The sequence below is a fragment of the Dokdonella aquatica genome (assembly GCF_051987395.1).
In the GTDB taxonomy this organism is placed as follows: Bacteria; Pseudomonadota; Gammaproteobacteria; order Xanthomonadales; family Rhodanobacteraceae; genus Dokdonella.
The window spans coordinates 1,698,479-1,722,143 of record NZ_CP197094.1; the positions used below are offsets into that span (position 1 = coordinate 1,698,479).

General features: G+C 69.0%; 17 protein-coding genes. 8 read left to right on the forward strand and 9 right to left on the reverse strand.

Going from position 1 to position 23,665, the window contains the following annotated elements; genetic code table 11:
* Nucleotides 1-321 precede the first annotated feature (321 nt).
* Together ACQQ2N_RS07605 and ACQQ2N_RS07610 are read left to right on the forward strand one after the other, a co-directional pair.
* Nucleotides 322-603 (forward strand): FitA-like ribbon-helix-helix domain-containing protein, encoded by a 282-nt coding sequence (locus tag ACQQ2N_RS07605; RefSeq protein ID WP_440225104.1) that lies wholly within the window; start codon nt 322-324, stop codon nt 601-603.
* Entirely contained in the window at nt 600-1,016 is a 417-nt protein-coding gene (locus tag ACQQ2N_RS07610) for a type II toxin-antitoxin system VapC family toxin (protein WP_440225105.1), read from the forward strand. Before ACQQ2N_RS07605 ends, ACQQ2N_RS07610 begins: the two co-directional genes overlap by 4 nt.
* A gap of 9 nt (nt 1,017-1,025) precedes the next feature.
* On the opposite strand, the gene cas3f is transcribed toward ACQQ2N_RS07610, so the two are convergent.
* Both cas3f and cas1f read right to left on the reverse strand, forming a co-directional pair.
* Nucleotides 1,026-4,490: a type I-F CRISPR-associated helicase Cas3f gene (gene cas3f, locus ACQQ2N_RS07615; RefSeq protein ID WP_440225106.1), complete on the reverse strand. Its 3,465-nt coding sequence runs from the start codon at nt 4,488-4,490 to the stop codon at nt 1,026-1,028.
* Nucleotides 4,487-5,464 (reverse strand): type I-F CRISPR-associated endonuclease Cas1f, encoded by a 978-nt coding sequence (gene cas1f / locus ACQQ2N_RS07620; RefSeq protein ID WP_440225107.1) that lies wholly within the window; start codon nt 5,462-5,464, stop codon nt 4,487-4,489. The genes cas3f and cas1f overlap by 4 nt, the downstream gene beginning before the upstream one ends.
* A gap of 384 nt (nt 5,465-5,848) precedes the next feature.
* On the opposite strand from cas1f, the gene icd reads away from it, so the two are divergent.
* Nucleotides 5,849-7,102, forward strand: coding sequence for an NADP-dependent isocitrate dehydrogenase (gene icd, locus ACQQ2N_RS07625; protein ID WP_440225108.1), 1,254 nt, complete (start codon nt 5,849-5,851; stop codon nt 7,100-7,102).
* A gap of 97 nt (nt 7,103-7,199) precedes the next feature.
* Here icd and ACQQ2N_RS07630 read toward each other — a convergent pair whose 3' ends face one another.
* From ACQQ2N_RS07630 to ACQQ2N_RS07645, 4 genes are all read right to left on the reverse strand, one after another.
* Nucleotides 7,200-8,591 (reverse strand): hypothetical protein, encoded by a 1,392-nt coding sequence (locus tag ACQQ2N_RS07630; protein WP_440225110.1) that lies wholly within the window; start codon nt 8,589-8,591, stop codon nt 7,200-7,202.
* Between the two features lie 155 nt (nt 8,592-8,746).
* Nucleotides 8,747-10,150, reverse strand: a complete 1,404-nt coding sequence (locus ACQQ2N_RS07635; RefSeq protein ID WP_440225111.1) for a hypothetical protein — start codon at nt 10,148-10,150, stop codon at nt 8,747-8,749.
* Nucleotides 10,151-10,299: 149 nt separating this feature from the next.
* Entirely contained in the window at nt 10,300-11,715 is a 1,416-nt protein-coding gene (locus ACQQ2N_RS07640) for a hypothetical protein (protein WP_440225112.1), read from the reverse strand.
* A gap of 116 nt (nt 11,716-11,831) precedes the next feature.
* Nucleotides 11,832-14,600, reverse strand: coding sequence for a protein kinase domain-containing protein (locus tag ACQQ2N_RS07645; RefSeq protein WP_440225113.1), 2,769 nt, complete (start codon nt 14,598-14,600; stop codon nt 11,832-11,834).
* A 343-nt stretch (nt 14,601-14,943) separates the two neighbouring features.
* Here ACQQ2N_RS07645 and ACQQ2N_RS07650 point away from each other — a divergent pair, with 343 nt between their 5' ends.
* Together ACQQ2N_RS07650 and aceK are read left to right on the forward strand one after the other, a co-directional pair.
* Nucleotides 14,944-16,578 (forward strand): hypothetical protein, encoded by a 1,635-nt coding sequence (locus ACQQ2N_RS07650; protein WP_440225114.1) that lies wholly within the window; start codon nt 14,944-14,946, stop codon nt 16,576-16,578.
* A 183-nt stretch (nt 16,579-16,761) separates the two neighbouring features.
* Complete coding sequence (gene aceK / locus ACQQ2N_RS07655; RefSeq protein WP_440225727.1) at nt 16,762-18,465, forward strand: bifunctional isocitrate dehydrogenase kinase/phosphatase; 1,704 nt, start codon at nt 16,762-16,764, stop codon at nt 18,463-18,465.
* A gap of 177 nt (nt 18,466-18,642) precedes the next feature.
* On the opposite strand, the gene ACQQ2N_RS07660 is transcribed toward aceK, so the two are convergent.
* Nucleotides 18,643-18,810: a DUF1328 domain-containing protein gene (locus ACQQ2N_RS07660; protein WP_440225115.1), complete on the reverse strand. Its 168-nt coding sequence runs from the start codon at nt 18,808-18,810 to the stop codon at nt 18,643-18,645.
* A gap of 322 nt (nt 18,811-19,132) precedes the next feature.
* Between ACQQ2N_RS07660 and ACQQ2N_RS07665 the strand changes: the two genes are divergently transcribed.
* The 3 genes from ACQQ2N_RS07665 to ACQQ2N_RS07675 all read left to right on the forward strand — a co-directional run bounded on the left by ACQQ2N_RS07665 (nt 19,133) and on the right by ACQQ2N_RS07675 (nt 21,441).
* Nucleotides 19,133-20,074: a class I SAM-dependent methyltransferase gene (locus ACQQ2N_RS07665; RefSeq protein ID WP_440225116.1), complete on the forward strand. Its 942-nt coding sequence runs from the start codon at nt 19,133-19,135 to the stop codon at nt 20,072-20,074.
* A gap of 76 nt (nt 20,075-20,150) precedes the next feature.
* Nucleotides 20,151-20,681: a pseudouridine synthase gene (locus tag ACQQ2N_RS07670; protein WP_440225117.1), complete on the forward strand. Its 531-nt coding sequence runs from the start codon at nt 20,151-20,153 to the stop codon at nt 20,679-20,681.
* Nucleotides 20,682-20,691: 10 nt separating this feature from the next.
* Complete coding sequence (locus ACQQ2N_RS07675; RefSeq protein ID WP_440225118.1) at nt 20,692-21,441, forward strand: class I SAM-dependent methyltransferase; 750 nt, start codon at nt 20,692-20,694, stop codon at nt 21,439-21,441.
* Between the two features lie 55 nt (nt 21,442-21,496).
* Here ACQQ2N_RS07675 and ACQQ2N_RS07680 read toward each other — a convergent pair whose 3' ends face one another.
* Nucleotides 21,497-22,579 carry a peptidoglycan -binding protein gene (locus tag ACQQ2N_RS07680; protein WP_440225119.1) on the reverse strand — a complete coding sequence of 361 codons (1,083 nt, stop codon included), beginning with the start codon at nt 22,577-22,579 and terminating at the stop codon, nt 21,497-21,499.
* Nucleotides 22,580-22,581: 2 nt separating this feature from the next.
* Nucleotides 22,582-23,640, reverse strand: coding sequence for a flagellar motor protein MotA (locus ACQQ2N_RS07685; protein WP_440225120.1), 1,059 nt, complete (start codon nt 23,638-23,640; stop codon nt 22,582-22,584).
* Nucleotides 23,641-23,665 lie beyond the last annotated feature (25 nt).

The following is a 23,665-nucleotide window of genomic DNA, read 5'->3' on the forward strand; positions in this document are numbered from 1 at the left end:
TGCACCCTCCTCATCGCGTGACAAACCCCACGCATGGGTCCGGGTTCCCAATCCGGTAACTCCTGCCGCCCCGAGTTCACCTGCCACTCATTGCTCAGGTCTTCTTCCATATGTACTAGGGGCTGAGTTCAATTATGATAGCGCCTCAAGGAGGAGTCTACACTTGTTCTCAACGTATACAACTCGCTGCCGCGCAGGCAGCTCAGAAAATCTGCACTAGTGGCTGGGTTCTCTCGCTTCACTTCGCTGCCGTAGAGGCAGCTTTCCAGTCCGCCAGTGACTACAATGCATGCATTGCAGTCACTGGCGGAGGGCCGCCCCATGGCCACCATGACCATCCGTAACCTTGGCGACGACGTGAAGGCACGTCTGCGCGTCCGCGCTGCGCAGCACGGCCGTTCGATGGAGGAAGAGGCGCGCAGCATCCTGCGCGCCGCGCTGATCAGCGAATCAAAGCCCGCAGCTACCGGCTCAGCGTTGGTGGCCGACATCCGCGCGCTGGTGGAACCGTTCGGCGGGATCGAGCTGGAGCTGCCTGCGCGCACGCCGATGCGTGAGCCGCCCGATTTCAGCGGTCCCGAGTACGGTGGGGAGGCCACGTGATCGTGCTCGATACCAATGTCATCTCCGAGCTGTTCCGGCCCCGGCCGGATCCGGCTGTCATGACATGGTTGGCGGCATGTCCGGCCGATGATCTGTTCACGTCGGCCGTCACCCGTGGCGAGCTGCTGTACGGCGCCCACATCCTTCCTGCCGGGCAGCGCAAGGATGCGTTGCTGGCCGGACTGCTCCGCATCTTCGGGGAGCGCTTTCCGAACCGGGTGTTGCCCTACGACGAAGCCGCCGCCGATGCGCACGCCGGGATCGCGGCGCAGCGTAGCCTCCAGGGACGACCGGGCAGTCATGCCGATCTGATGATCGCCGGCATCGCACAATCGCAGGGTGCGGCGCTGGCGACCCGCAACGTGCGTGACTTCGCGGACTGCGGCATCGCCCTGATCGATCCCTGGCATTGACGGAGGCGCTCAGCGCCGTGACGTGAAGCCGAACCAGGAATGCCAGTTCCACGCGAGCGTCTCCTTGCTGTCGGGCACTTCGACGGCCGTGAACTTTCGCGCGGCTTCGCGCAACGGCAGGTTTTCGGCCTCGGCCAGTTCACGCACGCGTTCGAGCAACTGCGCAAGGTCCATCGCCGCCCAGGGTTCGACGCCGGGTGATGGTTCGAACGGAATCGGGTAGTGCGTGGCTTGCACGTGCGGATCCTTTCCCGCCTTCTCGAGGCTGTCCTCGACGCGATGCAGGATGAGGGCTTCCTCGTCGTCGTCAGGCAGGAACAGCAGCGTCCTGTCGGGCAGCGTGTCTTCGCGAAACGCCTGCTGCTGCGCCAGTACACCCAGTAGCGTGGCCTGCGGGAACTGCCAGCCCGGTGCGGCGAGGTCACGCTGCCATCGCCACGTCGGTGCACCCGGGCGCGATCGGCTGCGTCCGGATGTGGATGCTGGCGCGGGGGCCGCCGTCGATGCGGAAACCGCCACCGGTTGCATCGCCGCTTCCATGCGCGCGTGCTCGAGATCGATCCAGTTCCTGTTCGGTTCCCGCTCCGCCGTGGGGCGCGGGCGTATGCGGGGCAGGGCATCGATGCGCTGATCGTCTGCACCGGGCCAGAGCGTTCCGAGGCGATGCGTGGCGAGCAGGAAACGATCCCCATCCTCGAAGCCGGGACGGCGGAAAGCGGGCTTGCCCGGATCCGGATCTTCCAGTGCCTTCAGATTGGTATCGAACACGACGAGGTTGGGCGATGACGGCGGCTTGCGCCGATGCCGCTGCACGCGCCCGGCGAGCTGGATCAGCGACCGCATCGATGAGGGCTCGGCCACGGCCCAGTCCGCGCACCAGTCCCGGCCCACTTCGCAGACGGGCGAGGCCAGCACGACGAACATGTGCTCGTCATGCGGCGCGGCATCGATCGCGGCACGGATCGACGGTTGGCGCCAGAGGGTTTCCGGCTTGCGTCGGTCGAAGGCGGCATCGAGCATGCCCTCGATCGAAGAGCGCTGCGCGAGCGGGAAGCGGGCGTGGTAGACGCACACGTGGATGCGCAGTCCCTCCTGTCCGCCCAGTCGATGCAACTCGCGGGCGACATCGATGATCCGATCGACATGGGCCATGCGCACGATGCCGAGGCTGACACGCGTGCCCGTTTCAGAGTCGACATCGGCGTGCGCCGCATGAAGCTGCAGACTCGCGGCTCGTACCTGTCCGGCGAAGGCGGCACGCACGGCTTCGCGCTTCTGCCCCGAGGCCATCGGCAGAGGCCACAGTCGAACGATGCGCAAGGCCGGTTCTGCTTCGAGCCGTACGCAGCGCCGTTCCACGAACTGCGCATGCGATTCGGCAAAGATGGCCGCATCGGCGCATTCCCTGACCAGCGGCACACCGAACTCGTCGATCCAGAGGCACGGCACCTCGATGGCAGCATCGTCACGCCCGCCGTCGACGCCGCGGTTGCGTCGATGAAGCCGTCGTCCCGCCTGATAGGCGCGGAACATCCCTTCGACCAGTGCAGGCGGAAGCGTCGCAGACGACAGGATCACGCGCGTACCCAGCATGCCCGCGAAGTGAACCAGGCGCGTCAGCGCCGGCAGATCGTCGAGGTCGTAGTCATCCAGCTCGTCGAGCACGAGGTCGCTGCTCATCAGCCGCAGCAACGGCGCGATCTGGCGGCCCGCGCGCAGAGACTCGGTCGCGGGCGCGAGATGATCGACGGTGCACACCAGCATCGGCGCGGACAGCAGTTTGCGGATGTCGGGATTGGCGAGCGCCCGCGACAGCAACGGATGGTCCGCCATCACCCCTTCGTACAGCACGTGGCTGTCTTCTTCGAGCAGGGACTGCTGCGAAGCCGATCCGCTGGACTCCGCCTGACGCTCGTGGAACGCGAACAGCGCGCGATTGGCGGAACCTCCCACGAGGACGGCCAGCTCGTCATCGTTCAGATGCAGGTCGCGGCGGTAGCTGCGGCCGGTCTGGAGCGTGAGCGTGCGCAGTCCCAGCGCGTAGCTGGCTCGCAGTCCCCGTTGCGGATCGGCGAGCGCGTAGAGGATGCGTGCATTGGCCAGTGTCTTGCCGCAGCCGGTGGACGCCATGTTGACCACGAATGCGCCGTGTTCACGTGCTGCATTGCGAATCGCCACAGCAGCGTCGTAGGCCTTGTCCTGCCAGGAGAATCGCGAGTCGGCGCTGCGCTTGCGCAGGCCGCGATGGTTGGCGAGACGAGGCAGGTGGCGCTCGAAACCCGGCAGTGCGTGGGCGATCAGCCCGGCATCGTGACCGACGCCGAGCAGATGCTCGAGCAGCGACTGCTTCGGCAGCGTGCGTCCGAGGGCATCCTTGCCGGTGTTGGCGAACAGTGTCTGTCCGTCCTGCAGGAATGACAGGCGCGCCTGCACGGGGCGGCCCTCGCGATCGACGCCCAGGCTGGAGTAATGATGATCCGCGAGCATCAGGCACAGCCGCGCCAGATGCATGACGTAGGCGTTGTCGAGCCAGTCGTCGCGACGGCGCTCGCGCAATTGCAGGAGTCGTCCGGCCACGCGCGAGGCATGCTTCCACCAGGCGGGATCGCCCACCGGCAGCTGTGCCGCCATCCGCCAGTACGGATCGAACGCCGCCGAATCCAGCGTCTCCTTGATCTCGTTCCAGTTGTGCGCGACGTTGGCCAACGGCCGCTCCAGCCACGCGTGCTCGAATCCGATGGCTTTTGCACCGATCCAGGCCTGAGTGCCGTCATCCTTCCACGCCGGAGCGACCGGAAGTCGATGATGGCTGACGATCAGCCAGCCGATGGCGGCCGCCATCGGCGCGCGTTCCGTCAGGCCCCGGAACGGATGAGGGTCGATGCCGGAATCCTGGCCGTCGCGCATGTAGCGTTCCGCCGTTGTCCAGGTCGCGGCATCGACAGCGGACGCATCTGCCAGACGTGTCAGCCAGCCGATGTCGTCGTCATCGCCGACGAAAGCGAGGAACAATCGCAGCGAGACCCATTCGTGGCGGATCAGGTTGCGTTCGGTGCGCTTGCCCTGCAACCGCTCCTGAAACGCGATGCTGGCCTTGCCGAGGTCGTGCAGCAGCGCGGCCAGCTGCGCCAGGAGCCGAATGTCTTCGGCGCTGTGCCAATCGTTCTCGTCCTCCCGCCGCAGCACGTTGCGTTCGGTCGTGTTCGTGGGAACTGCGCCCTCGGCGTTGAAGCGTCGCGCATCGCCGACGACCCACAGCAGTTCGCTGTGGTCGAGTCCGCGGATCCAGTGGCAGGCCACGGCGGTGTTCTTGCGGGCGGTCTTGCGAAGCAGCTTGCGCAGCGTGTCGAGGCCGGCCTGTGTGATCGGCGTCTGCCACGTGCGGTCGCCGCGGCGTTCGGCGAACTGGTCGATGATGCGGCGCGTCTCGACGAGGGCGCGCTTGTCGCATTGGGAAACGAGAAGGATGTTCAAGGGGCGACCTTGCCGGCGGTGTCGAGGGCGACGTCCTTGAGCGTGTCGATCATGAAGTCGAGTGACTCGCTGCGCGTGAGCGCTTCGATGCAGTTGCGGCGGAACTGCTGCTCGTCGTCGCCGCGCATCGCCGACAGGAAGGCCTGCGGCAGGATGCTCGCGTCCTTGACGAGATCGGCGGCATCGAAGACGAGGCCGCCGCGGCGCGTCTTGCCGTGCAGCACGGCGAGTCCGTGCGGCAGGCCGAGCACCCAGCAGGCGGTCGCGCCGAGGCCGTAGGCCAGGTAGTTGCCGTGATCGAGGAAGCGGTTCGCGGGATCCGTTCCGCTGCCGCGCTTGGCGCGCGTGAAGTCGCCGTACTTGACCGTGTCGACGGCGAGCTTGAACAGGGCCTTGGTCAGGCGTGCTTCCTCGGTCAGCAGGAAGGTTCCGTCCTGTGCCGTGTCGATCTGACGGGTCGTGCGCGCGAGGAGCTCGTCGAGGCGCGCGGCATCGACGGCGAAACCGGCGTCGCGCAGGTGGCGGTGCGACCATTGCTTGCGGAGCTGGTCGACGCGGGCGTGCTGGATCGCCTTGGCGGCGGCGAGGCGGAGATCGTCGTCGAACCAGAAGCGCACCCAGGCCTGCAGGTACTCGGTGGGGCGGTACTCGCTCTGCGGCGACATCCAGGCGACGTCGACATCGACTTCGTTGGCCGTGAACAACGGCGTCCCACCGCCGCCGCAGAAGCCGACGAGGACGCCGGCCTTGGCGAGTTCGCGCATCGCGGCCTGCGTGATCGACGTGCCCGTGCCGAGCAGGATCGAGGTCGTGTTGGCGATCGGGATGTTCCAGTACAGCGAGCGCTTGCCGGCATCGGTCACGTACTCGACGCGGCCACCGTTGACGAGCACGCGGCAGTGCTCGAGGTGGTAAAGGTTCGCGCGTTTGGAGTGAAGGATCGTCTTGAGATCCGACGGCGTGAAATCATCCATGCATCACCATCCCCTGATGAGCCGCAGCATCCAGCGGCAAGCATCCTGCCATGAAGTCTCAGTGTCTGAGATGGCGCGGACCTCGGCGGATCTGCGGATGTAACGACGACCGTCATCGTGCAACGCAGCAGTGATCCCTGTCGTCGCGCTGTCACCCGGTGCCGGAATGCCGGACGGCACGTAGCCTTCGCCCCCGCTTTCCGCGAAAATAGGCGGCCATGGAAGCCGTCGGCGGCGTTTGCCAGGTGACATCCGCCGATCGATCCCCATGTCGCTGTCGGGCACTGGATCCCGCGCGACGACGCCAGCCGGTCCGGCGGTTTCCCTTCACCCGCATCCCCTGGCACCACGCGGGAGCTCGCTCCTTCCTTTCCGGAGATCCACATGACCGCATCCAGCACCGCGCCCGCAGGCGCGAAGATCACCATCGCCGACGGCAAGCTCAACGTCCCCGACCATCCGGTCATCCCGTTCATCGAGGGTGACGGCACCGGTCCGGACATCTGGAACGCTTCCGTGCGCGTGTTCGACGCGGTGGTCGAGAAGACCTACGGCGGCAAGCGCAAGATCCAGTGGCTCGAAGTGCTGGCCGGCGAGAAGGCGTTCAACGAGACCGGCAACTGGCTGCCCGACGCGACCGTCGACGCCTGTCGCGAGTACCTCGTCTCGATCAAGGGTCCGCTGACGACGCCGGTCGGCGGCGGCATCCGTTCGCTCAACGTCGCGCTGCGCCAGATGCTGGACCTGTACGCCTGCGTGCGCCCGGTGCGCTGGTTCAAGGGCGTGCCGTCGCCGGTGCGTGATCCGTCGAAGGTCGACATGACGATCTATCGCGAGAACACCGAGGACATCTACGCCGGCATCGAATTCCAGCAGGGCACCGACGATGCGCAGAAGTTCGCCGCGCTGATCAAGGAGCACTTCCCGGAGCGCTACAAGAAGATCCGCTTCCCGGAGACCTCGGGCTTCGGCATCAAGCCGGTGTCGAAGGAAGGCACCGAGCGCCTCGTGCGCGCGGCGATGGAGTACGCGATCGACAACGATCGCTCGTCCGTCACGCTCGTGCACAAGGGCAACATCATGAAGTTCACGGAAGGCGGCTTCCGTGACTGGGGCTACGCGCTCGCGCAGCGCGAGTACGGTGCGGTCGAGCTCGACGGCGGCCCGTGGATGACGTTCAAGAACCCGAAGACGGGCAAGACCATCACGGTCAAGGACGCGATCGCCGATGCGTTCCTGCAGCAGATCCTGCTGCGCCCGGCCGAGTACGACGTGGTCGCCACGCTCAACCTCAACGGCGACTACCTGTCCGACGCGCTGGCCGCGCAGGTCGGCGGCATCGGCATCGCGCCGGGTGGCAACATCAACTACGTCACGGGCCACGCCGTGTTCGAGGCCACGCACGGCACCGCGCCGAAGTACGCGGGCCTCGACAAGGTGAACCCGGGTTCGGTGATCCTGTCGGGCGAGATGATGCTGCGCTACATGGGCTGGCACGAAGCGGCCGACGCGATCATCGCGGCGATGGACAAGGCCATCGGTTCGAAGTTCGTGACCTACGACTTCGCGCGCCTCATGGAGGGTGCCACCGAAGTGAAGTGCTCGGAGTTCGCGGACAAGCTCATCGCCGCGCTCTGATCCTTCGCGTCACGCGGTACGGAAGAGGGCGCTTCGGCGCCCTTTTTCGTGCGTGGGAATCTTTACCCTGCGCCGCGCAAGGCACGCGACACGTTACTCAGCGCACGGGCCCGCTGCGTGGCGACGCCGGCGGCGCTGCGGACGAACGCGGCGGCGTGCACGCGATCTGCGCGCCGGGCACCCGCGGCTCTGCGGTCGACGGACGCGGCATCGACGCGACCGCCGGGCGCAGGGGTCCCGCGCAAGGCCCGGGCATCGACACATCGAAACGGGCGATCGCAGGACCACGGACGTTGCCGGCGTCGATCATGTCCGACACGCCGTAGACGATGCCGCTGTCGAGCATGCGCCACATGCCGGGCGTGACGTCGCCTGCCGTCGCGCGCGCACTTCCGATCAACCTGAAACGCGCGAGGGTCGCGAGATCCGTCGTCGACAGCAGCTCGGCGTCGGCGTCGCGCGTGTCCTCGTCGGTGGCGAGCATGCCGAGGGCCGAGGTCACGATGTGCGCGGAGCTGCCGGTGTCGAAGGCGCGCGACGAGGCGACACGGCCGCGACGATCGACGACGGCGAGATGGCCTGTTCCTGCCGATCGGTACGCCGCGACCTGGCGGCCGCCCATGAACGGCGACACGGCTTTCAGTTCGATGTCGAGAGGAAGCGCAGGCACCGCGACTTCAGCGGAGGCGTAACCGAGCAGGTCGATGGATTCGCGGCGCGCGCCGCGGCCCGGTGACGTGACCAGCGCGCTCGCCGTGCCATCGGGCTCGATGGCGATGACGGCGTGCTCGCCGTCGCCCGGCGCGTACCAGCCGGAAAGGGCGCCATGGCGGTCGATGCGCTTGAGGTCGGTGCGGCCCGAGTCGGCGCTGCGCGTCACGTAGGACACGCCACCATCCGGCAGGATGCGCATCGCTTCCAGCACCGGACGCAGCGAGGCGTCCTGCGCGGCGCCGTTGAGGGGTTGGCCGTCGCGGTCGTATCGCTCGTAGCTCATCACGAGCGAAAAATTGCCCGGCTGGGTCGACAACACGACGACGCCATCGTCAGGCGAGGGCAGGAGCCTGCCCTGTTCTTCGGGCCGTCCATAAGGCGTCGTCCCGAGCGGGCGGCGTTCACGCGTGGTGCCGTCCGGTCCGATCCGATGGAGCAACATGGCCCATCGAGAAGGAACTCCGGCGGAAGGCTCGCTCGCGACCTCGAGGACCCAGGCGCCGCCATCCTGGCGCAGGACCGCGTCGCGCCACTGCGACCCGGCGGGAGCGGCATGTCCCCAGCGCGACGAGCCCTGCGGGGTGAACGCTTCGAGCCATGACCCGGTGGCCACGAGCGCGCCGACATCCTCGCGTGCATCGAGCGCGACGACAGTCGCTTCGGCTTCGAGCCCGACCTGCCACGTGGGCATGATCGGCGTGATCTGGGCGAGGGCTGGGCCGGTCGCCATGGCGAATGCCGCGAGGAGGGCGATGAGGCGTGCGTGCTTTCGCATGGTGGCGACGTGTCCCTGTGGCCGCTGGTGGCGCCACTCTATCGTGACGGTGTGTTTCGGGATATCGAGGGGGCGCCTCGTGCATCACACCACCATCGCTTCGACGGGATCGGCGCAGCGGACGTTGCAGGGCCTGCCGTGCCGGACGCACCGCTTCAGCGCTCGCGGCCTCCCGATGGGAGTGTCCCGGTGGCCCTGACCGGACGTGTCGGGGTGCATGCTGAGGGTGTTGCCGTTCCACTGCGTGGTGTCGGTGCGCCGGTAGCCGAGCGGACGGGCGCACAGATCGAGGTGCCCGCGAGGGGCAGATCGAACCGCGCCACGACCAGCTGGCGGCTGCCGTCGTCGCGCGTCACCGCACCGGCGCCGTACACGATGCCGCTGTCGAGGATGCGCCACGCGCTTCCGGCATTCGGATCGGGTGCCGCGTCGCCTTCGAAGTGAAAACGGACCATCGTCGCGAGTGTCGATGGCGACAGCAGCTCGGCGTCCGCCGTGGCATCCCCGAGGCCGGATCCGATGTAGCCGAAGGCGCTCGGTGCCGGATAGGGCCAGCTGTAGGGAACGTCGCGTTGCGCACCCAGATGGCCCTGGCGATCCATCAGGCCGAGGCGCGTGGTCGACGCGTTGCGCTCGGCGTACATGACGAGTTGGCGGCCTCCCATGCGGGGTGCCAGTCCGTAGAAGAATGCGTCGACGAATCCATGTGCGAGCGTGTCTCCGTGCGCGACGCCCTCGGGCGTGATCGAGCGAACCGCGGCGATGCCATCGAGTCGCGTGATCAGCGCGCTGGCGCCACCGTGTGTGTCCAGCGCGACCCTCGGCAGCACATGCGGCTCGAAATCGTAGCGCCACGCCAGCGTGCCCGCCGGCCGGATGCGCAGGATGCCGGTGCGGGGCAGGTCGCATCCGAGGAAGCACAGGTCGTTCTCGCCGAGTTCAACGACCACGTCACCATCGGACAGCACGCGCGAATCCATGAGCCGGTTGCCACGCTCCCAGCCCGCATGGGTACCTCGCCCGACCTCGGCCCCGTCGCGGTCGAGCCGGATGTAGTCGAGCGTGGCGGTGTCGGGACGCCAGGCATCGAGCACCACGGCGAAACCATCGGCGGCGTCGACGTTGCCGAGCACGCCATCGAAGAAGTCGTCGTCGAGCAAGGTCTCGCCACGTACGCGGCCATCGGGTCCGGTGCGCACGGCGAACAAGCTGCTGCGGCTGGCGGCGCTGTTGCCGTTCTGCACGCTGCGGATCGCCCAGGCACCGCCGTCTCCACGCAGGATGGCGAGGCGCCACATCGCGTAGCCGGTCGTCCATGGCACGCAGTTGGTACATGCATCGAGCTGCCACCGTCGGGTGCCGTCAGGTGCGTAGGCGGCGAGTCGACTCGACGTTCTCGCCAGCGCACCGACACCTTCGCGCGCATCGACGCTGTAGATGCGCTCGTCGGGGCCGGCGGTGTGCTGCCACGTCGGCCAGAGATCGGCCGTTTCCGCCTGCGCGATCGGCATGGCGGCGCACGAGGCCATCGCGAGCATCGCCGTGATGCGGAATCCCATGTCGCGCCTCCTGCAGCGGTTCGCCGTAGTCCGGGCACGTGGCGATTCCCGGTCGGCATGAGCGTGGTGGCTGTGTGAAACGTTCGTCCTTCGCGACGGCGTGGCGGGGACGCGCGGCTCCGTGACCTGACGCGGACGGCCGAGCGCGCTCAGCGTACCGGCGATCCTGCCTGTGGGGCGGCATGCAGCCGGATCGGGCGTCGTGGCGCGCAGCCGTCGACGGATGACGCCGTGGCGCGAGGAGACGCAGCCACGGGTCCGTCCTGCGGACGAGGATCCCTCGTGCAGGACGATGCGCCCGTCGCCACGAGATCGAATCGGGCCAGCGCGAAGTGGCGGGCTCCACTGTCTTCGGTGACCTCGCCGAAGCCGTAGACGATGCCGTTCTCCAGCACATGCCACGTGTTCCTCGTCCAGGGCTCGGCCGCGCCTGGCGTGTCGAGGTGGAAGCGCGCGAGCGTCTCGAGCGTCGAGGCGGACATGAGTTCCGCGTCGGCTTCGCCGAAGCCATCGTCGCCGATGAAGCCGAACGCGGTCGGCGTCGGATTGATCCAGCCGCTGGAGTGGAAGCTGCGTGGGGCGACGAGCGTGCCGCGCCGGTCGAGAAGCGCGATGCCCGTGAATATCTCGGGTTCCCGCTCCAGGTACTCGACAAGCTGGCGTCCACCGATGGACGGCGAGACCACGTAGATTGCGGCGCGGACGAATGCGGGCACCGATCCGCCGATCCGCACGACGCCGTCGGCGCCCACGAAACGGCGCTCGACACCTGCCCACGAATGGACGAAGCCGCTCGCAGACCCGTCGGCTTCGAGCGAAAGCACGGCTTCGGCGTAGGGATCGTCGAAGTCCTGGCGCCAGACGACGGCACCGGTGGGGCGCAGGCGCAGCAAGGCCGATCGTGGCTCCTCGCAGCCGAGGAAGCACAAGACCATTTCGCGCACGGCGACGACGATGTCTCCCCCGGGAAGCAGGCGCATGGAGAGTTGCACGTCAGCGAATTCCCATGTCGTCAGGCGGGCATCGCCGGTCCGCACGCCCGAGCCATCGAAGCTCGCGAAGGCGACGTGGGTACTTCCGGGGACGCGGTCGTCGACCAGCACCACCAGTCCGTTGCCGGGCGCGGCGATGGCGAGCGAACTCCGGTAGGAGGACTCGAGCAGCGGATATTCGTCGCGCACGATGCCGGCGGCGTCGATGCGCACGACCGACACCCTCCTGTAGACGCCGTGGAAGGGCTCGGTGCGCACCTTGCGGACCGCCCAGGCACCACCGTCCGCGCGCAGTACGCCGTGATCCCATGTGGTGTGTCCGGTGCTGCCGGAAGGCGCGCACGACGACGTGCAGGCATCGACCTGCCAGCGCGGCGTGCCGTCTTGCGCATGCGCAACGAGGAGGTCCGGTGTCGTCACGAGCGTGCCGACGCCGTCGCGCACGTCGAGGCGGGCGCCGTAGCCGGAGTGCGGGATCGTGCGTTGCCAGGTCGGGTGGAGATCGAGGGGCTGCGCCACGACGCTCGACACCATGGCGCACGAAGCGCCCACCACGGCCACGAGCGTCGCCATCCATTGCCGGATTCCCATGACATGCCTCCTGCGTCGGGGTCGGCGGAGTCTAAACCCGTGAAGGGTTTCGTGCAGGGCCGCCGATGCTGCGGTGCGTCAGGCATGCACGGGCGGTATCAGCGTGGAGGCGCGGCCCCTTCATCAGGCGGCGCCGCACCGCCCCCGAGTGCGACCGACGCAGCCCGTGCGCGCACAAGGAAGCGGTCGTCGTCCTCGACGTCGCCTTGGGCGAAGCCGTCGAGTGCCTCGCGCAGGAGCGGTTGCGCGGCGTCGCGATCGCCGCGCGCGATCGCATCCTGCGCGCGCAGCGTGGCGAGGCGGTAAGGCCACAGGCCGTTCGGGATGATCGCCTCGAGCGGCGCGACCGCGAGTGCGTCCAGCAGCGGGCGCACCTCGTCGACCGCACCGTGCTCGAGTCCGACCGCGGCGAACCAGAACGCGGCGAGCTGGCGCTGCGGATTGTCGGCGGGCAACTGCGCGGCGAGCTTCGTCGCGGCCGAGCGCAAGTGGCCGAGTGCGGTCGTGGCATCGCCGCTCTCGTACAGCGCGAGGCCCCAGTTGAGTTCGGTGACGTGGGTGACCGTGTGCTCGGGGCCGAAGTGCGCGGCGAAGCCTTCGTGGACGCGGCGTGCGTATTCGAGTGCGCGCGGCCAGTCCTTGCGGTCGACGGCGATCGCGTAGAGGTCGTTGGTCAGCGACAGGTTGCGGCTGTGGCGCTCGCCGAGCAGCGCGAGGATCGTCACCTGCGCGTCGAGCAGCAACGCCTCGGCACGCGCGACATCGCCGTCGAGCATCCACGAGCGGCCGATCGCCGCTTTCGCGAACGCGGCGACGAGGCCGTTGTCGTCCTCGCGCATGGCGACTTCGTCGATGATCGCCTGGGCGACCTCGCGCGCCTCCTCGCGCGCGCCCGTCTGTGCGAGCATCGCGACGAGGTCGATGCGCAGCGAATCGAGCATCGTCGTGTCGCTCGGGTCGGTGATGCGCAAGGCGTCGATCGCCGTGCGGAAACGGGTCACCGCATCGGCGTATTCGCCGCGGTTCATCGCGTACACCGCCCAGGCCGCGCTGGCGAGATAGCGGCGCAGGGCATCGCCGGGATGCGCGGCGACCGCGGCGTCGAGCGCGTCGAGCTGGACGTGCGCCTCGTCGTACTTGGCCGTGCGCACGAGCAGGCGCGCGAACGTCGAGCGCGCGCGCAGGGTGTCGAGGTGGTCGGGGCCGCGCTCGCGCTCGAACAGTTCGAGCGCACGGCGTGCCTCGCCCTCGGCCTCGGGCATGCGTTCGATCATGTTGAGCAGCATCGCGAGGCTCGAACGGATCGTCGCCTCGGTGCCGGGCTCGGAGGCGAAGCGACGCCCTGCGCGCTCGCGTGCGACCAGCAGCATGTCCTCGAGCGACGCATCCTTGCCCTTCGCGAGCACGAGCGGATTGGCGCGGCCGATCAGGTCGTCGTTGAGGAAGCGGTTGAGCGCGTTCGCACGGGCGAGCTCGCGGCGTGCATCGTTGCGCGCCTCGAGCGCCGTCGCGTAGAGCCAGAACGCGAGCGCGGCGCCGACCCCGAACAGCACGGCGAGGGCGACGAGGTAGGGGCGCTGGGCGCGGCTGCGCGACAACGCCTCGCGCTCGCGGCGCGCCTGTTCGACGGCCTCGCGCTCGCGGCGTGCCTGTTCGCGGCGCGCCTCGCGCGTGCGCAGGCGCGAGGCGAGTTCGGCCGTGCTGCCGAGGCGGCGCGCGGGGTCGCCCTCGGTCGCGGCGCGGATGTCCTCGCACAGCAACGGATCGTCGATGTCCTGCTCCCAGCCCGAGGCCATCGGCTTGCTGAAGCTGCCGGCGAGCATCTGGTAGAGCATGACGCCCAGCGCGTAGACGTCGGCCTGTGCGGTCGGCAGCTGGCCGTCGAAGATCTCGGGCGCGAGGTACAGCGGCGTGCCGCTGCTCGGGTCGCCGACGTCGTTGCGCGTCATGCCGAGGCCGGCGCGCGTGATGCCGAGCGCGTCGAGCGTGTCGGGATCGACGAGGCGTCCGCTGCCGAAGTCTGTGAGCCGGATGCGCCAGCCGCCGTCGTCCTCGCGCGCGATGAGCACGTTGGCGGGCTTGATGTCCTTGTGCAGCACGCCGACGCCGTGCGCCGCGGCGACCGCGTCGGCGACCTGCAGGAACACCGCCACGCGCATCTCGGTATCGAGCGCGGCGAGCTCGCCCGTCGACCACTCGAGCAGATTGTCGCCGCCGTACTCGCACTCGAGGAAGAACGGCGGCGTCTCGAAGTTCCAGTCGATCAGCTCGACGAAGTGGCGGCGCTCGGCGATGCCTTCGCGCAACACGCGGGCGAGCGTCGCCTCGCGCTTGAGCGGGGCGAGGCGGTCGCCGTCGAGGCTGAACTTGTACACGCGCTGCGCGCCGGTGCGCACGTGGCGGGCCAGCCAGACCTCGTTGCCCGCGGTCGCGCCGAGCGTGCGCACGAGCGTGAAATCGGCACGCGCCGGCACGGGCTGGCCCGGTTCGAGCTGGATGCGGCTGGCATGGACGTGCGACAGCGCGGTGCGCGTGACGGGCCCGTCGAGGCGGTAGCCGACCCGCGCCTGGGTGACGATGTGCTCGGCATTGCGTTCGCCGAGCGCACGCCGCAGCTTGGTCACGGCATTCGGCAGCACCTTGTCGACGGTGATGCGACCCGCCCAGACCTCGCGCAGCAACTCGTCCTTGGTCACGACCTCGCCCGCGTGGCGCAGCAGGCAGGCCAGCACCTCGAGTGCGCGGTGCTCTATCTCGACCGGCAGGCCGGCCACGCGCAGCTCGACGCGTGCCTCGTCGTATTCGGCGGTGCCGAAGCGGTAGCTGTAGAGCACGCGTTCGCGCGGATCGGGATCGGGGGTGGTCATGGTGTCGTCGTCGGCCGCTCGGGTGGATCGAAAGAGCGGATCTCGTCAGGACGCTGGGATACGTCGGGGTGTCGCAAGGCTGAGGGCGGCGACGGGCAAGGGTTCCCGGGGCGGTGCGGCAGCCTCGGGGCGCGCCGTTACCGATCCGTTACCGCGGCGGTGCCGGTCCGTGCCGACCCGCGCGCGCGGGGTCGCTAGCATGCCGTCGCCGCACGCATCTGGCGAGTGCCGGTACCGGTTCTTCAGTCCGGACAAGCACTTGCATCGGGAACGACGCCGCGCCGCCTGAACGGCGCGCGTCCCCGACCACGCGCGGCGACTCCCCCGACACGAGATGCCCCCGATGCCTTTCTCCAAGCTTGCCCTCGCCGTGCTCGCCGCCGTCGCGTTGCCGCTTCCCCACGCCTTCGCCCAGACCGTGCCCTGGCAGGTCGTCGCCGGTGCGAACGCCGATCTCGCCATTCCGGGCTTCCCGGCCGGCAACCGCAGCTACACCGATGTCCTGCTCGGTGACGTCGGCGCCGGCCTCGTCGGCGTGCGCATGACCTCGCCGACGTCGGCCGCCGGCTACTGGGCGCGCCGCCAGGGAACCTGGACGCGCTATGCGACCACGGGTGTCGCAGGGGCGACCGAGGGTCCGGGACGTACGGGCGCCGAGGCCGGCCATACCTTCCTGTCGGTCACGTCGGGCGGAAGCGGCGCGGGCGCCGACGGGCAGCGCGTGTTCATCGCGCGCGCAGGCAACGCGGCCGACGTCCAGAACGCGACCTGGGGCCTGTGGCGCTGGAACACGAACACCAACGTCGAGGTGGCGCGTGTGCTCACCGATGGCGTGCTCGGACCTGGACTCGGCGCGGGATGGGTCTTCCCGAACGATTCCGGTTTCGCTTCGGCGCGCATGATGGGCAGCGGCACGATGGTCATCAACGCCGACGCGACGAGTCCGACCGGTGCGACGCGGCGCATGCTCGCCAGGCACGTTCCGGGTCAGGGCAATCTGCCGTGCATGCTGCGGCAGTCGACCGATCCGGCGCTGTCGCCGGGCCTCTCGGCGGGCGACTTCTTCGACGCGGCCTGGGGCATGTCGGCGCTCGCGCTGACGCCGCAGGGCAAGGTCTACGGCTCGTTCAGCACGAGCGGTTCGCGCTGGGGCATCTGGGAGGTCTGCAACGGTGCGCCGCGCGCGGTCGCCGTCAACGGCGAGCCGGGCGCGCGTGGCCCCGAGATCGGCGTCTCGACGGCGACGTTCGCCTCGACCTCGTTCGACACGCCGCGGCCGGCGGCGAACGGCTTCTACTTCTTTGCGAGCTATCGCCGCGTGTCGTCGGAAACGAGTCGCCTCGGCCTGTTCTGGCACGACGGCGCCGCCAACCGCCCGCTCGCGATCAACGACGATTCCGGCAACTGGGGCCCGAACTGGCAGGGCACGACGTGGCGCAGCTTCACGGCGAACTCCCTCGTCGGAGCCGGCGAGTACGCGGCATTCTTCGCCCAGGTCAACACGACCGACGGCGGCAACCCGAGCGGCCTGTGGCGCGTGCGCGCCGGCGGCAGTCCCGAACTCGCGGCGCTGATCGGCCTGACCGGCGATTACGGTCCCGAGCCGAACCGCACCTGGGCGAGCTTCCTCGGTCGCGCCGTGCTCGCCAACGGCGACATCGTCGTCGCCGCGCGCACCAATCCGGGCAACGAGCTCGCACTGTGGCTGCTCAAGTCGGGCGCCGCCCCGCGCCGCCTGCTCGTCGCGGGCCAGACCGTGACGATCCCGACGACGAGCGCCGGCAACGTGCAGGCGACCGTCAACAGCGTGTCGATCGACGACGGTGCGGCGCTGTACGGCGGCGGCGAGGATTCCTGGGCCGGTGCCGACGGCTCGATCCTCGTCCACGCCGACCTCGCCAGCTACGGCGGCGTGCGCCTGCTCGCGATTCCCTCCAATCCGGTCAACCTGATCTTCCGCAGCGGCTTCGACGGCTGACGCGGTCCGGGCGCGCGCGCGGACGGGGAGCGGAGGCCACCCGTCAGCGCGCGAGGATGCGTGCGCAAGGATGCGCAACCTCCGGCCGGCGTGACGCGGTGGCCGTCGTATGATCGGGGCGGATTCCCCGGGTCGTCGGAGGCAGGCGTGTCCAGGCAACGTTCCGCCGCGTCGAGCGGCGCGATGCACGAGCGCGCCGCCGCGCTGATCCTCGACGCGTTCCTCGACTACAACGCGCGCTTCTCCGACATCACGCGCCGCGCGCAGCGCCGCTTCGAGCGGCGCGACTGGAAGTACGCACGCGTCGACGCCGCCGCGCGCATCGACCTCTACGACGTCTGCATCCGCGAGACGCTCGGCCGCCTCGAGCTGCTGCTCGACGAGCGCGTGCGTTCGCGCCCGCTGTGGGCGGCGATGCGCGGCGCGTTCGAGGCGCTCGTCGAGCCGATGCTCGATCGTGAACTCACCAAGACCTTCTTCAACTCGCTGTCGCGGCGCCATTTCCGCACCACAGGCGTCGAGGTCGACATCGAGTTCGTCGCGCTCGATCTCGAGCCCACCGCGAACATCGTCGAGCCCGTGGCCGTCAACGCCTACGACGTCGACGGCGACCTGCGTGGCGCCTGCGCGCGCCTGCTTGCCGACGTGGCGTTCGCCAACGGCTACGCCGATGCAACGCGTTGCGCCGACGCGCTGGCGGAGGCCTGCCGTGCGCGTGCCGAGGCGGGCGGGTGGGGCGAGCTGGTCGCGATCGAGGTGCTGCGCACGGTGTTCTACCGCGAACGACGCGCCTACCTCGTCGGGCGTGTGCGTCATGCGACCGGCGTGCAGCCGTTCGTCGCCGCGCTCGTGAGCCAGGCCGACGGGGCACGCGTGGATGCGCTGCTGACCGAGATCGACCACGTCTCGGTGCTGTTCGGCTACACGCGCAGCTACTTCCACGCCGACCTGCCGACGATCGGCGACACGGTCGTGTTCCTCGCCTCGTTGTTGCCGCACAAGCCCGTCGAGGAGATCTACACGGTGCTCGGGCGCGCCAAGCAGGGCAAGACCGAGCGCTTCCGCCACCTGTTCCGCCATCTCGCCGCGCACCCCGAGGAGCGCCTCGTGCGCGCCGAGGGCGAGCGCGGCATGGTCATGGCCGTGTTCACGCCGCGCGGCTATCCGCTCGTGTTCAAGGTGATCCGCGACCAGTTCGCGTACCCGAAGGACATGGCCAGGCGCCATGTCGAGGAGAAATACCGGCTGGTGTTCCGCTACGACCGCGTCGGTCGCCTCGTCGACGCGCAGGAATTCCGCCACCTGCGTTTCCCGCGCGCACAGTTCGACGACGCGATCCTCGACGAACTGCTCGCGCAATGCGCCGAGTCCGTGGGCGTGGACGGCGACGAGGTACTCGTGCGCCACTGCTACGTGCAGCGCCGCCTGCGGCCGATGAACCTCTACGTGCGCGAAATGCCGCCCGAGGCCGCCACGCGCGCGATGCTCGACTACGGCCAGGCGATCAAGGACCTCGCGCGCAGCAACATCTTCCCGGGCGACCTGCTGCTCAAGAACTTCGGCATCACGCGAGGCGGGCGGGCGATCTTCTACGACTACGACGAGCTCTGCCTGCTCGAGGCCTGCCGATTCCGGCGCGTTCCCGAGGCGCGCGACGAGGACGAGACGCGGCCGCTCGAGGAGTGGCTGACGGTGCGCGAGGGTGACGTGTTCCCCGAAATGTTCCCGCGCTTCCTCGGCGTACCGGCGGCATTGCGCACGGCGCTCGTCGAACGCCACGGCGAGATCTTCGATCCGGCGTGGTGGAGCGCGCTGCAGGACGACCTCGCCCGCGGGGGATACGGGGATGTGCCGCCGTATCCGTCGCACCTGCGCCTGCCACCCTGAGGGCGACACGACCTGACGCGCATGAAAAAGGCAGCCCGAGGCTGCCTTGATTCGATCCACGCGCCGTGCAGGAGCGACGACTGCTGCGTCAGGGGGGAGGACGGGGTGGCTCGATATCCCGGGGGAAGGTTATCGAGCAGGGAGCCGTCGCTCCTGCACGTCACATTCTTGTTCGCGTCAGACCGGCGGACGACGACGTCCGAACACCAGCGACACGATGAACAGCACGAGGAACACGACGAACAGGATCTTGGCGATGCCTGCCGCCGCACCCGCGATACCGCCGAAGCCCAGCACCGCGGCGATCAGCGCGACGACCAGGAAAACCAGGGCGTAATGGAGCATGGCAACCTCCTCATGATTCTTGGGATCGTCCTCTCTGAAAATAGGTGATTCCCCGAGATGACGGCGCCCAAGCTAATGCCCGCTCCATGAATTACGCGTAAGCCATTGCCCTCCAAACGATAAATGCCCGATCGCGTTCATTCGCCGGAAGGTTTCGGCGGCGTTCTCGTGGAAGGGACGTGCCAGGGCCGGTGATCGTCGCAGGCACGAGCGCATCCCGCGCGCGTTGCCGGATGCGGCGCAGCAGGGCCCGTCGCGCCGCTGTGCTAGATTCGCCGACGCCCGCCGCCTCGCCGGCCCTATGCACCCACGGAGTTTGACGATGAAGAAGCTCGCGTTCGCGCTCGCCGCGACCCTCGGTCTGGTTGCGTGCGGGGAGAAGGCTGCCGAAGCACCCGCCACCCCGACCGCCACGCCCGCGCCGGCCGTGTCCGACCAGCCCGAGCAGGTCACGCCGCCGGCCAGTACGGCCGACGTCTTCGCAGGCACGCTCGACACGGTGCTCGCGGGCAGCTGGCGCACCGACGAGAACAAGGCACGTGACGCCTACCGCCATCCGAAGGAGACGCTCGCGTTCTTCGGCGTCGGCGCCGGGCAGTCCGTGCTCGAGATCACCCCGGGCGGTGGCTGGTACACCGAGATCCTCGCGCCGGCGCTCAAGGGCAACGGTACCTACACCGCCGCGATCGCCGCGCCCGACACCTCCGACTACGCCAAGCGTGGTGCCGAGCGCTTCCGCGCCAAGCTCGCCGGTGACGCCGAACGCTACGGCGACGCCAAGGTCGTCGAGTTCGATCCGAAGAATCCCGAACTGGCCGTCGACGCACCGGTCGATGTCGTGCTGACGTTCCGCAACGTGCACAACTGGCTCGGCGACGACAACGACACGCCGATGTTCAAGGCCTTCTTCAAGGCGCTCAAGCCGGGCGGCACGCTCGGCGTGGTCGAGCATCGCGCGGCACCGGGCGCCGACATCGCGGCGGTCAAGGACAGCGGCTACCTGCCGACCGAGTTCGTGATCAAGCTGGCTACCGATGCGGGCTTCGAACTGGTCGAGCAGAGCGAGATCAACGCGAATCCGAAGGACACCAAGGATTACGAGAAGGGCGTGTGGACGCTGCCGCCGTCGTACGCACTCAAGGATGTCGACCGCGAGAAGTACGCCGCGATCGGCGAGTCCGACCGCATGACGCTCAAGTTCGTGAAGCCGCAGGGCGACCAGATCTTCGGACAGGGTACGGACAAGGGTTCGTCGGCCCCGTAATGGTCCGCGGGTCTTCCACGAACGGCCGCCGCGTGCGGCCGTTCGTGTTTGCGGGTACGGGGAATCGCCTGCCGCGATGCTGATCCTGCTCAACAAGCCCTACGGCGTGCTCTGCCAGTTCACCGATCGCGAGGGTCGGCCGACGCTCGCCGACCATGTGCGCGAGAAGGGCGTGTACGCCGCCGGGCGCCTCGATGCCGACAGCGAAGGTCTGTTGCTGCTGACCGACGATGGCGGCCTCGCGCATCGGCTCACCGATCCGCGCCACAAGCAGCCCAAGACCTACTGGGCCCAGGTCGAAGGCATCGTCACCGACGAGGCCCTCGCGTGCCTTCGCAACGGCGTCGTGCTCAACGACGGGCCGACGCTGCCGGCCGAGGCACGCGCGATCGAGACGCCGACCCTGTGGCCGCGCGATCCGCCCGTGCGCTTCCGCAAGAGCGTGCCCGACGCGTGGATCGAGCTCGTGCTGCGCGAGGGCCGCAACCGCCAGGTGCGCCGCATGACCGCGGCCGTCGGCCTGCCGACGCTGCGCCTCGTGCGCGTGCGGGTCGGTGAACACGCCCTCGGCGACCTGCAGCCCGGCCAGACGCGCCGCATCGACTGAAGGACAGCGCATGACGACGTTCAAGGATCACTTTTCGGGCCATGCCGCGGCCTACCGAGAGGCGCGCCCGCTCTACCCGGAAGCCTGGTTCGACACGCTCGCGTCGCTCGCGCCCGCGCGCGAGCTCGCCTGGGATGCCGGTTGCGGCAACGGCCAGGCCAGCGTCGCGCTCGCCGCGTGCTTCGCACGCGTCGTCGCGACGGATCCGAGCGCGCGCCAGATCGAACAGGCCGAGTCGCGCGCGAACATCGACTACCGCGTCGAGCCGGCAGAGGCGAGCACGCTCGCCGACGCGAGCGTCGACCTCGTGACCGTCGCGCAGGCGTTCCACTGGTTCGACGTCGACCGCTTCCATGCCGAGGTGCGACGCGTCGCGAAACCGGGTGCGATCGTCGCCGTGTGGACCTATGCGGACTGCCGCGTCGGCGACGCCGCGATCGACCGGCTCAAGGATCGCGTCTACCACGACCTGACAGGTCCGTACTGGCCGCCCGAGCGCGCGCACGTCGAGTCGGGTTACCGCGATCTCGCGTTCCCGTACGAGCCCGTCGAGGTGTCGGCGTTCGCGATGCACGCGGACTGGAACGTCGACGGATTCCTCGCCTACCTGCGTTCGTGGTCGGCGACGCAGCGCTATCTCGCCGCGAACGGCCACGATCCGGTCGCGCTGGTCGAGGATGAGCTGCGCGCGGCCTGGGGCGACGGCATCCGCCGCGTGAGCTGGGACGTGCACGCGCGCTGCGGACGCGTCGCGCGCTGATCCGGCCGCGCCGTCCACGCGCACGATGGCGCGCGGACAGCGAAGCGGGAACGCATCAGCGGTTGGTGAGCTGCAGCTCGATGCGGCGGTTCTTCGCGAGCGCCTCGGGCGAGTCACCCGGATCGATCGGCTGGAACTGACCGAAGCCGTTCGCCGACAGGCGGTGCGCCGGGATGCCGTGCACGACGAGGTACTTCACGATCGCGACCGCACGCGCGGTCGACAGCTCCCAGTTCGACGGGAAGCGGTCCGTGTTGATCGGCCGGCGATCGGTATGGCCGTCGATGCGCAGCACCCAGTCGATGCCCGACGGGATTTCGGCCGAGACCTCCTTGACCGTCGAGGCCAGCGCGGCGAGGCGCTCCTGCGCGGCCGGGCCGAGTTCCGCGGAGCCCGACTCGAACAGCACGTCGGTCGGTACCACGAAGCGATCGCCGACCACCTGCACGTCGGTGCGTGCACCGAGCGCCTCGCGCAGGCGGCCGAAGAACTCCGAACGGTAACGCTCGAGCTCGCCGACGCGCTGCGCGAGCGCCACGTTGAGCTTGCGGCCGAGGTCGGCGATCGTCGCGTCCTTGGCGTCGATGTCCTTGTTGGCGAGGTCGAGCGCGCCCTCGAGCTTGCCGAGCTGCTCGCGGATCGCGGCCATCTGGCGGTTGAGCAGCTCGATCTGCGCGACCGCGGCGCTGTTCGCCTCGGTCTGCTTGACGAGGTCGGACTGCGAGGTGTCGAGCTTGGTCGCGAGTTGGGCGATCTCGGCCTCGAGGCGACGCTTGAGCTCGTCGAGCACGGCGACGTCGGTGCCGAGTTTCGTCGCCTCGGCGGTCGACACGTCGAGCGCACCCTTGAGCGAGTCGCGGTCGCTGGTCGCCTCGCCGAGCGAGGCCGCGAGTTCGGCCACGCGCGCATCGAGAGAACGCTTCTGGTCCTCGTTGAGCGACAGCGTGCGCGCGAGCTCGGCGACCTGCGCGTTGAGCGTATCGAGCGCGCGGTTCTTGCCGGCCAGCGTGTCGGACAGCACGAACTGTCCGATCGAGAAGATCAGCAGCACGAAGATCATGACCATGATCAGCGACGTCAGCGCGTCGACGAAACCCGGCCAGATGTCGAAGACGCGCCGGCGTCGGCGCGCGGCCATGCTCACGGCTGCGGCTCGCGCTTGCCGCCTACGGCCGCCGCCACGGTGCGCGAAAGCAGGCGCAGCTCGGCGCGCAGGTCGTCCGAGAGGCGCGACTCGCCCTGCGGCTGCGCAGCGAGCTGGCGCAGCACCTTGCGCAGTTCGTCCTGCGTGTCACCGGCCGCTTGGCGTTCGCGCGCGTCGCGCGACAGCATCTCGTTGAGGCGGCCGAGCTGGGTCGCGATCTCGGCGAACTGCTCGTTGCTGCCGCGGCGCTCGCGCTCGTTCTCGACGATCGCGCGCTGCATGCGCTCGAGACCGTCGGCGGTCTGCTCGAGCAGCGCCTGCACGTAGGCCGGCACCGAGGCATCGCCTTCGATTCCCTTGCCCGACGACAGGTGGGTCATGCCCGACAGCCATTCCTCGAGCTCGTTGTGGAAGCGGTTCTGCGCGTGCCCGGCCTGCAGGTCGAGGAAGCCGATCACGAGCGAGCTGGCGAGGCCGAACAGCGAGGTCGAGAAGCTCGTCGCCATGCCGCCGAGCGGCTCGCGCAGGTTCTCCTTGAGCGTGCCGAACATCGCCGCGGCGTCGTTGCCGATGTCGAGCGTGTGGATGATCTCCGACACCGAGCGGATCGTGACGAGCAGGCCCCAGAACGTGCCGAGCAGGCCGAGGAAGATCGCCAGTCCGATGAGATAGCGCGAGACGTCGCGCGATTCCTCGAGGCGCAGCTGCACGCTGTCGAGCAGCGTGCGCATCGACTGCGCCGACAGCGCCGCGCGACCGCGTTCGCGGCCCGCGAACATGCGCGCCATCGGTGCGAGCAGGCGCGGGTTGCCGGCCGCGGCGCGCTCGGGATTCGAGCGCCGGAACGATTCGATCCAGTCGGCCTCGCGCGACAGCATGATCACCTGGCGCACGTTCACGGCCACGCCGGCGACGAGCACGAGCAGGATCACGCCGTTGAAGAACGGGTTGGCCGAGAAGATCTCGACGAGCCGTGGTGCGACGAGCACGCACAGCCCGGCGACGCCGGCGAGGAAGGCGGACATCCAGATGAGGACGCTGGTCGGACGGGACATGGGCGGTTCGCTGTTCGGGAAGGCG

Excerpts from the sequence above, each read along its gene's own strand:
- ACQQ2N_RS07605 (WP_440225104.1), top strand. The coding sequence starts at position 322 with ATGGCCACCATGACCATCCGTAACCTTGGCGACGACGTGAAGGCACGT.
- cas1f (WP_440225107.1), bottom strand. The coding sequence starts at position 5,464 with ATGGATGATTTCACGCCGTCGGATCTCAAGACGATCCTTCACTCCAAA.
- icd (WP_440225108.1), top strand. The coding sequence starts at position 5,849 with ATGACCGCATCCAGCACCGCGCCCGCAGGCGCGAAGATCACCATCGCC.
- ACQQ2N_RS07630 (WP_440225110.1), bottom strand. The coding sequence starts at position 8,591 with ATGCGAAAGCACGCACGCCTCATCGCCCTCCTCGCGGCATTCGCCATG.
- ACQQ2N_RS07635 (WP_440225111.1), bottom strand. The coding sequence starts at position 10,150 with ATGGGATTCCGCATCACGGCGATGCTCGCGATGGCCTCGTGCGCCGCC.
- ACQQ2N_RS07640 (WP_440225112.1), bottom strand. The coding sequence starts at position 11,715 with ATGGCGACGCTCGTGGCCGTGGTGGGCGCTTCGTGCGCCATGGTGTCG.
- ACQQ2N_RS07645 (WP_440225113.1), bottom strand. The coding sequence starts at position 14,600 with ATGACCACCCCCGATCCCGATCCGCGCGAACGCGTGCTCTACAGCTAC.
- ACQQ2N_RS07650 (WP_440225114.1), top strand. The coding sequence starts at position 14,944 with ATGCCTTTCTCCAAGCTTGCCCTCGCCGTGCTCGCCGCCGTCGCGTTG.
- aceK (WP_440225727.1), top strand. The coding sequence starts at position 16,762 with ATGCACGAGCGCGCCGCCGCGCTGATCCTCGACGCGTTCCTCGACTAC.
- ACQQ2N_RS07660 (WP_440225115.1), bottom strand. The coding sequence starts at position 18,810 with ATGCTCCATTACGCCCTGGTTTTCCTGGTCGTCGCGCTGATCGCCGCG.
- ACQQ2N_RS07665 (WP_440225116.1), top strand. The coding sequence starts at position 19,133 with ATGAAGAAGCTCGCGTTCGCGCTCGCCGCGACCCTCGGTCTGGTTGCG.
- ACQQ2N_RS07670 (WP_440225117.1), top strand. The coding sequence starts at position 20,151 with ATGCTGATCCTGCTCAACAAGCCCTACGGCGTGCTCTGCCAGTTCACC.
- ACQQ2N_RS07675 (WP_440225118.1), top strand. The coding sequence starts at position 20,692 with ATGACGACGTTCAAGGATCACTTTTCGGGCCATGCCGCGGCCTACCGA.
- ACQQ2N_RS07680 (WP_440225119.1), bottom strand. The coding sequence starts at position 22,579 with ATGGCCGCGCGCCGACGCCGGCGCGTCTTCGACATCTGGCCGGGTTTC.
- ACQQ2N_RS07685 (WP_440225120.1), bottom strand. The coding sequence starts at position 23,640 with ATGTCCCGTCCGACCAGCGTCCTCATCTGGATGTCCGCCTTCCTCGCC.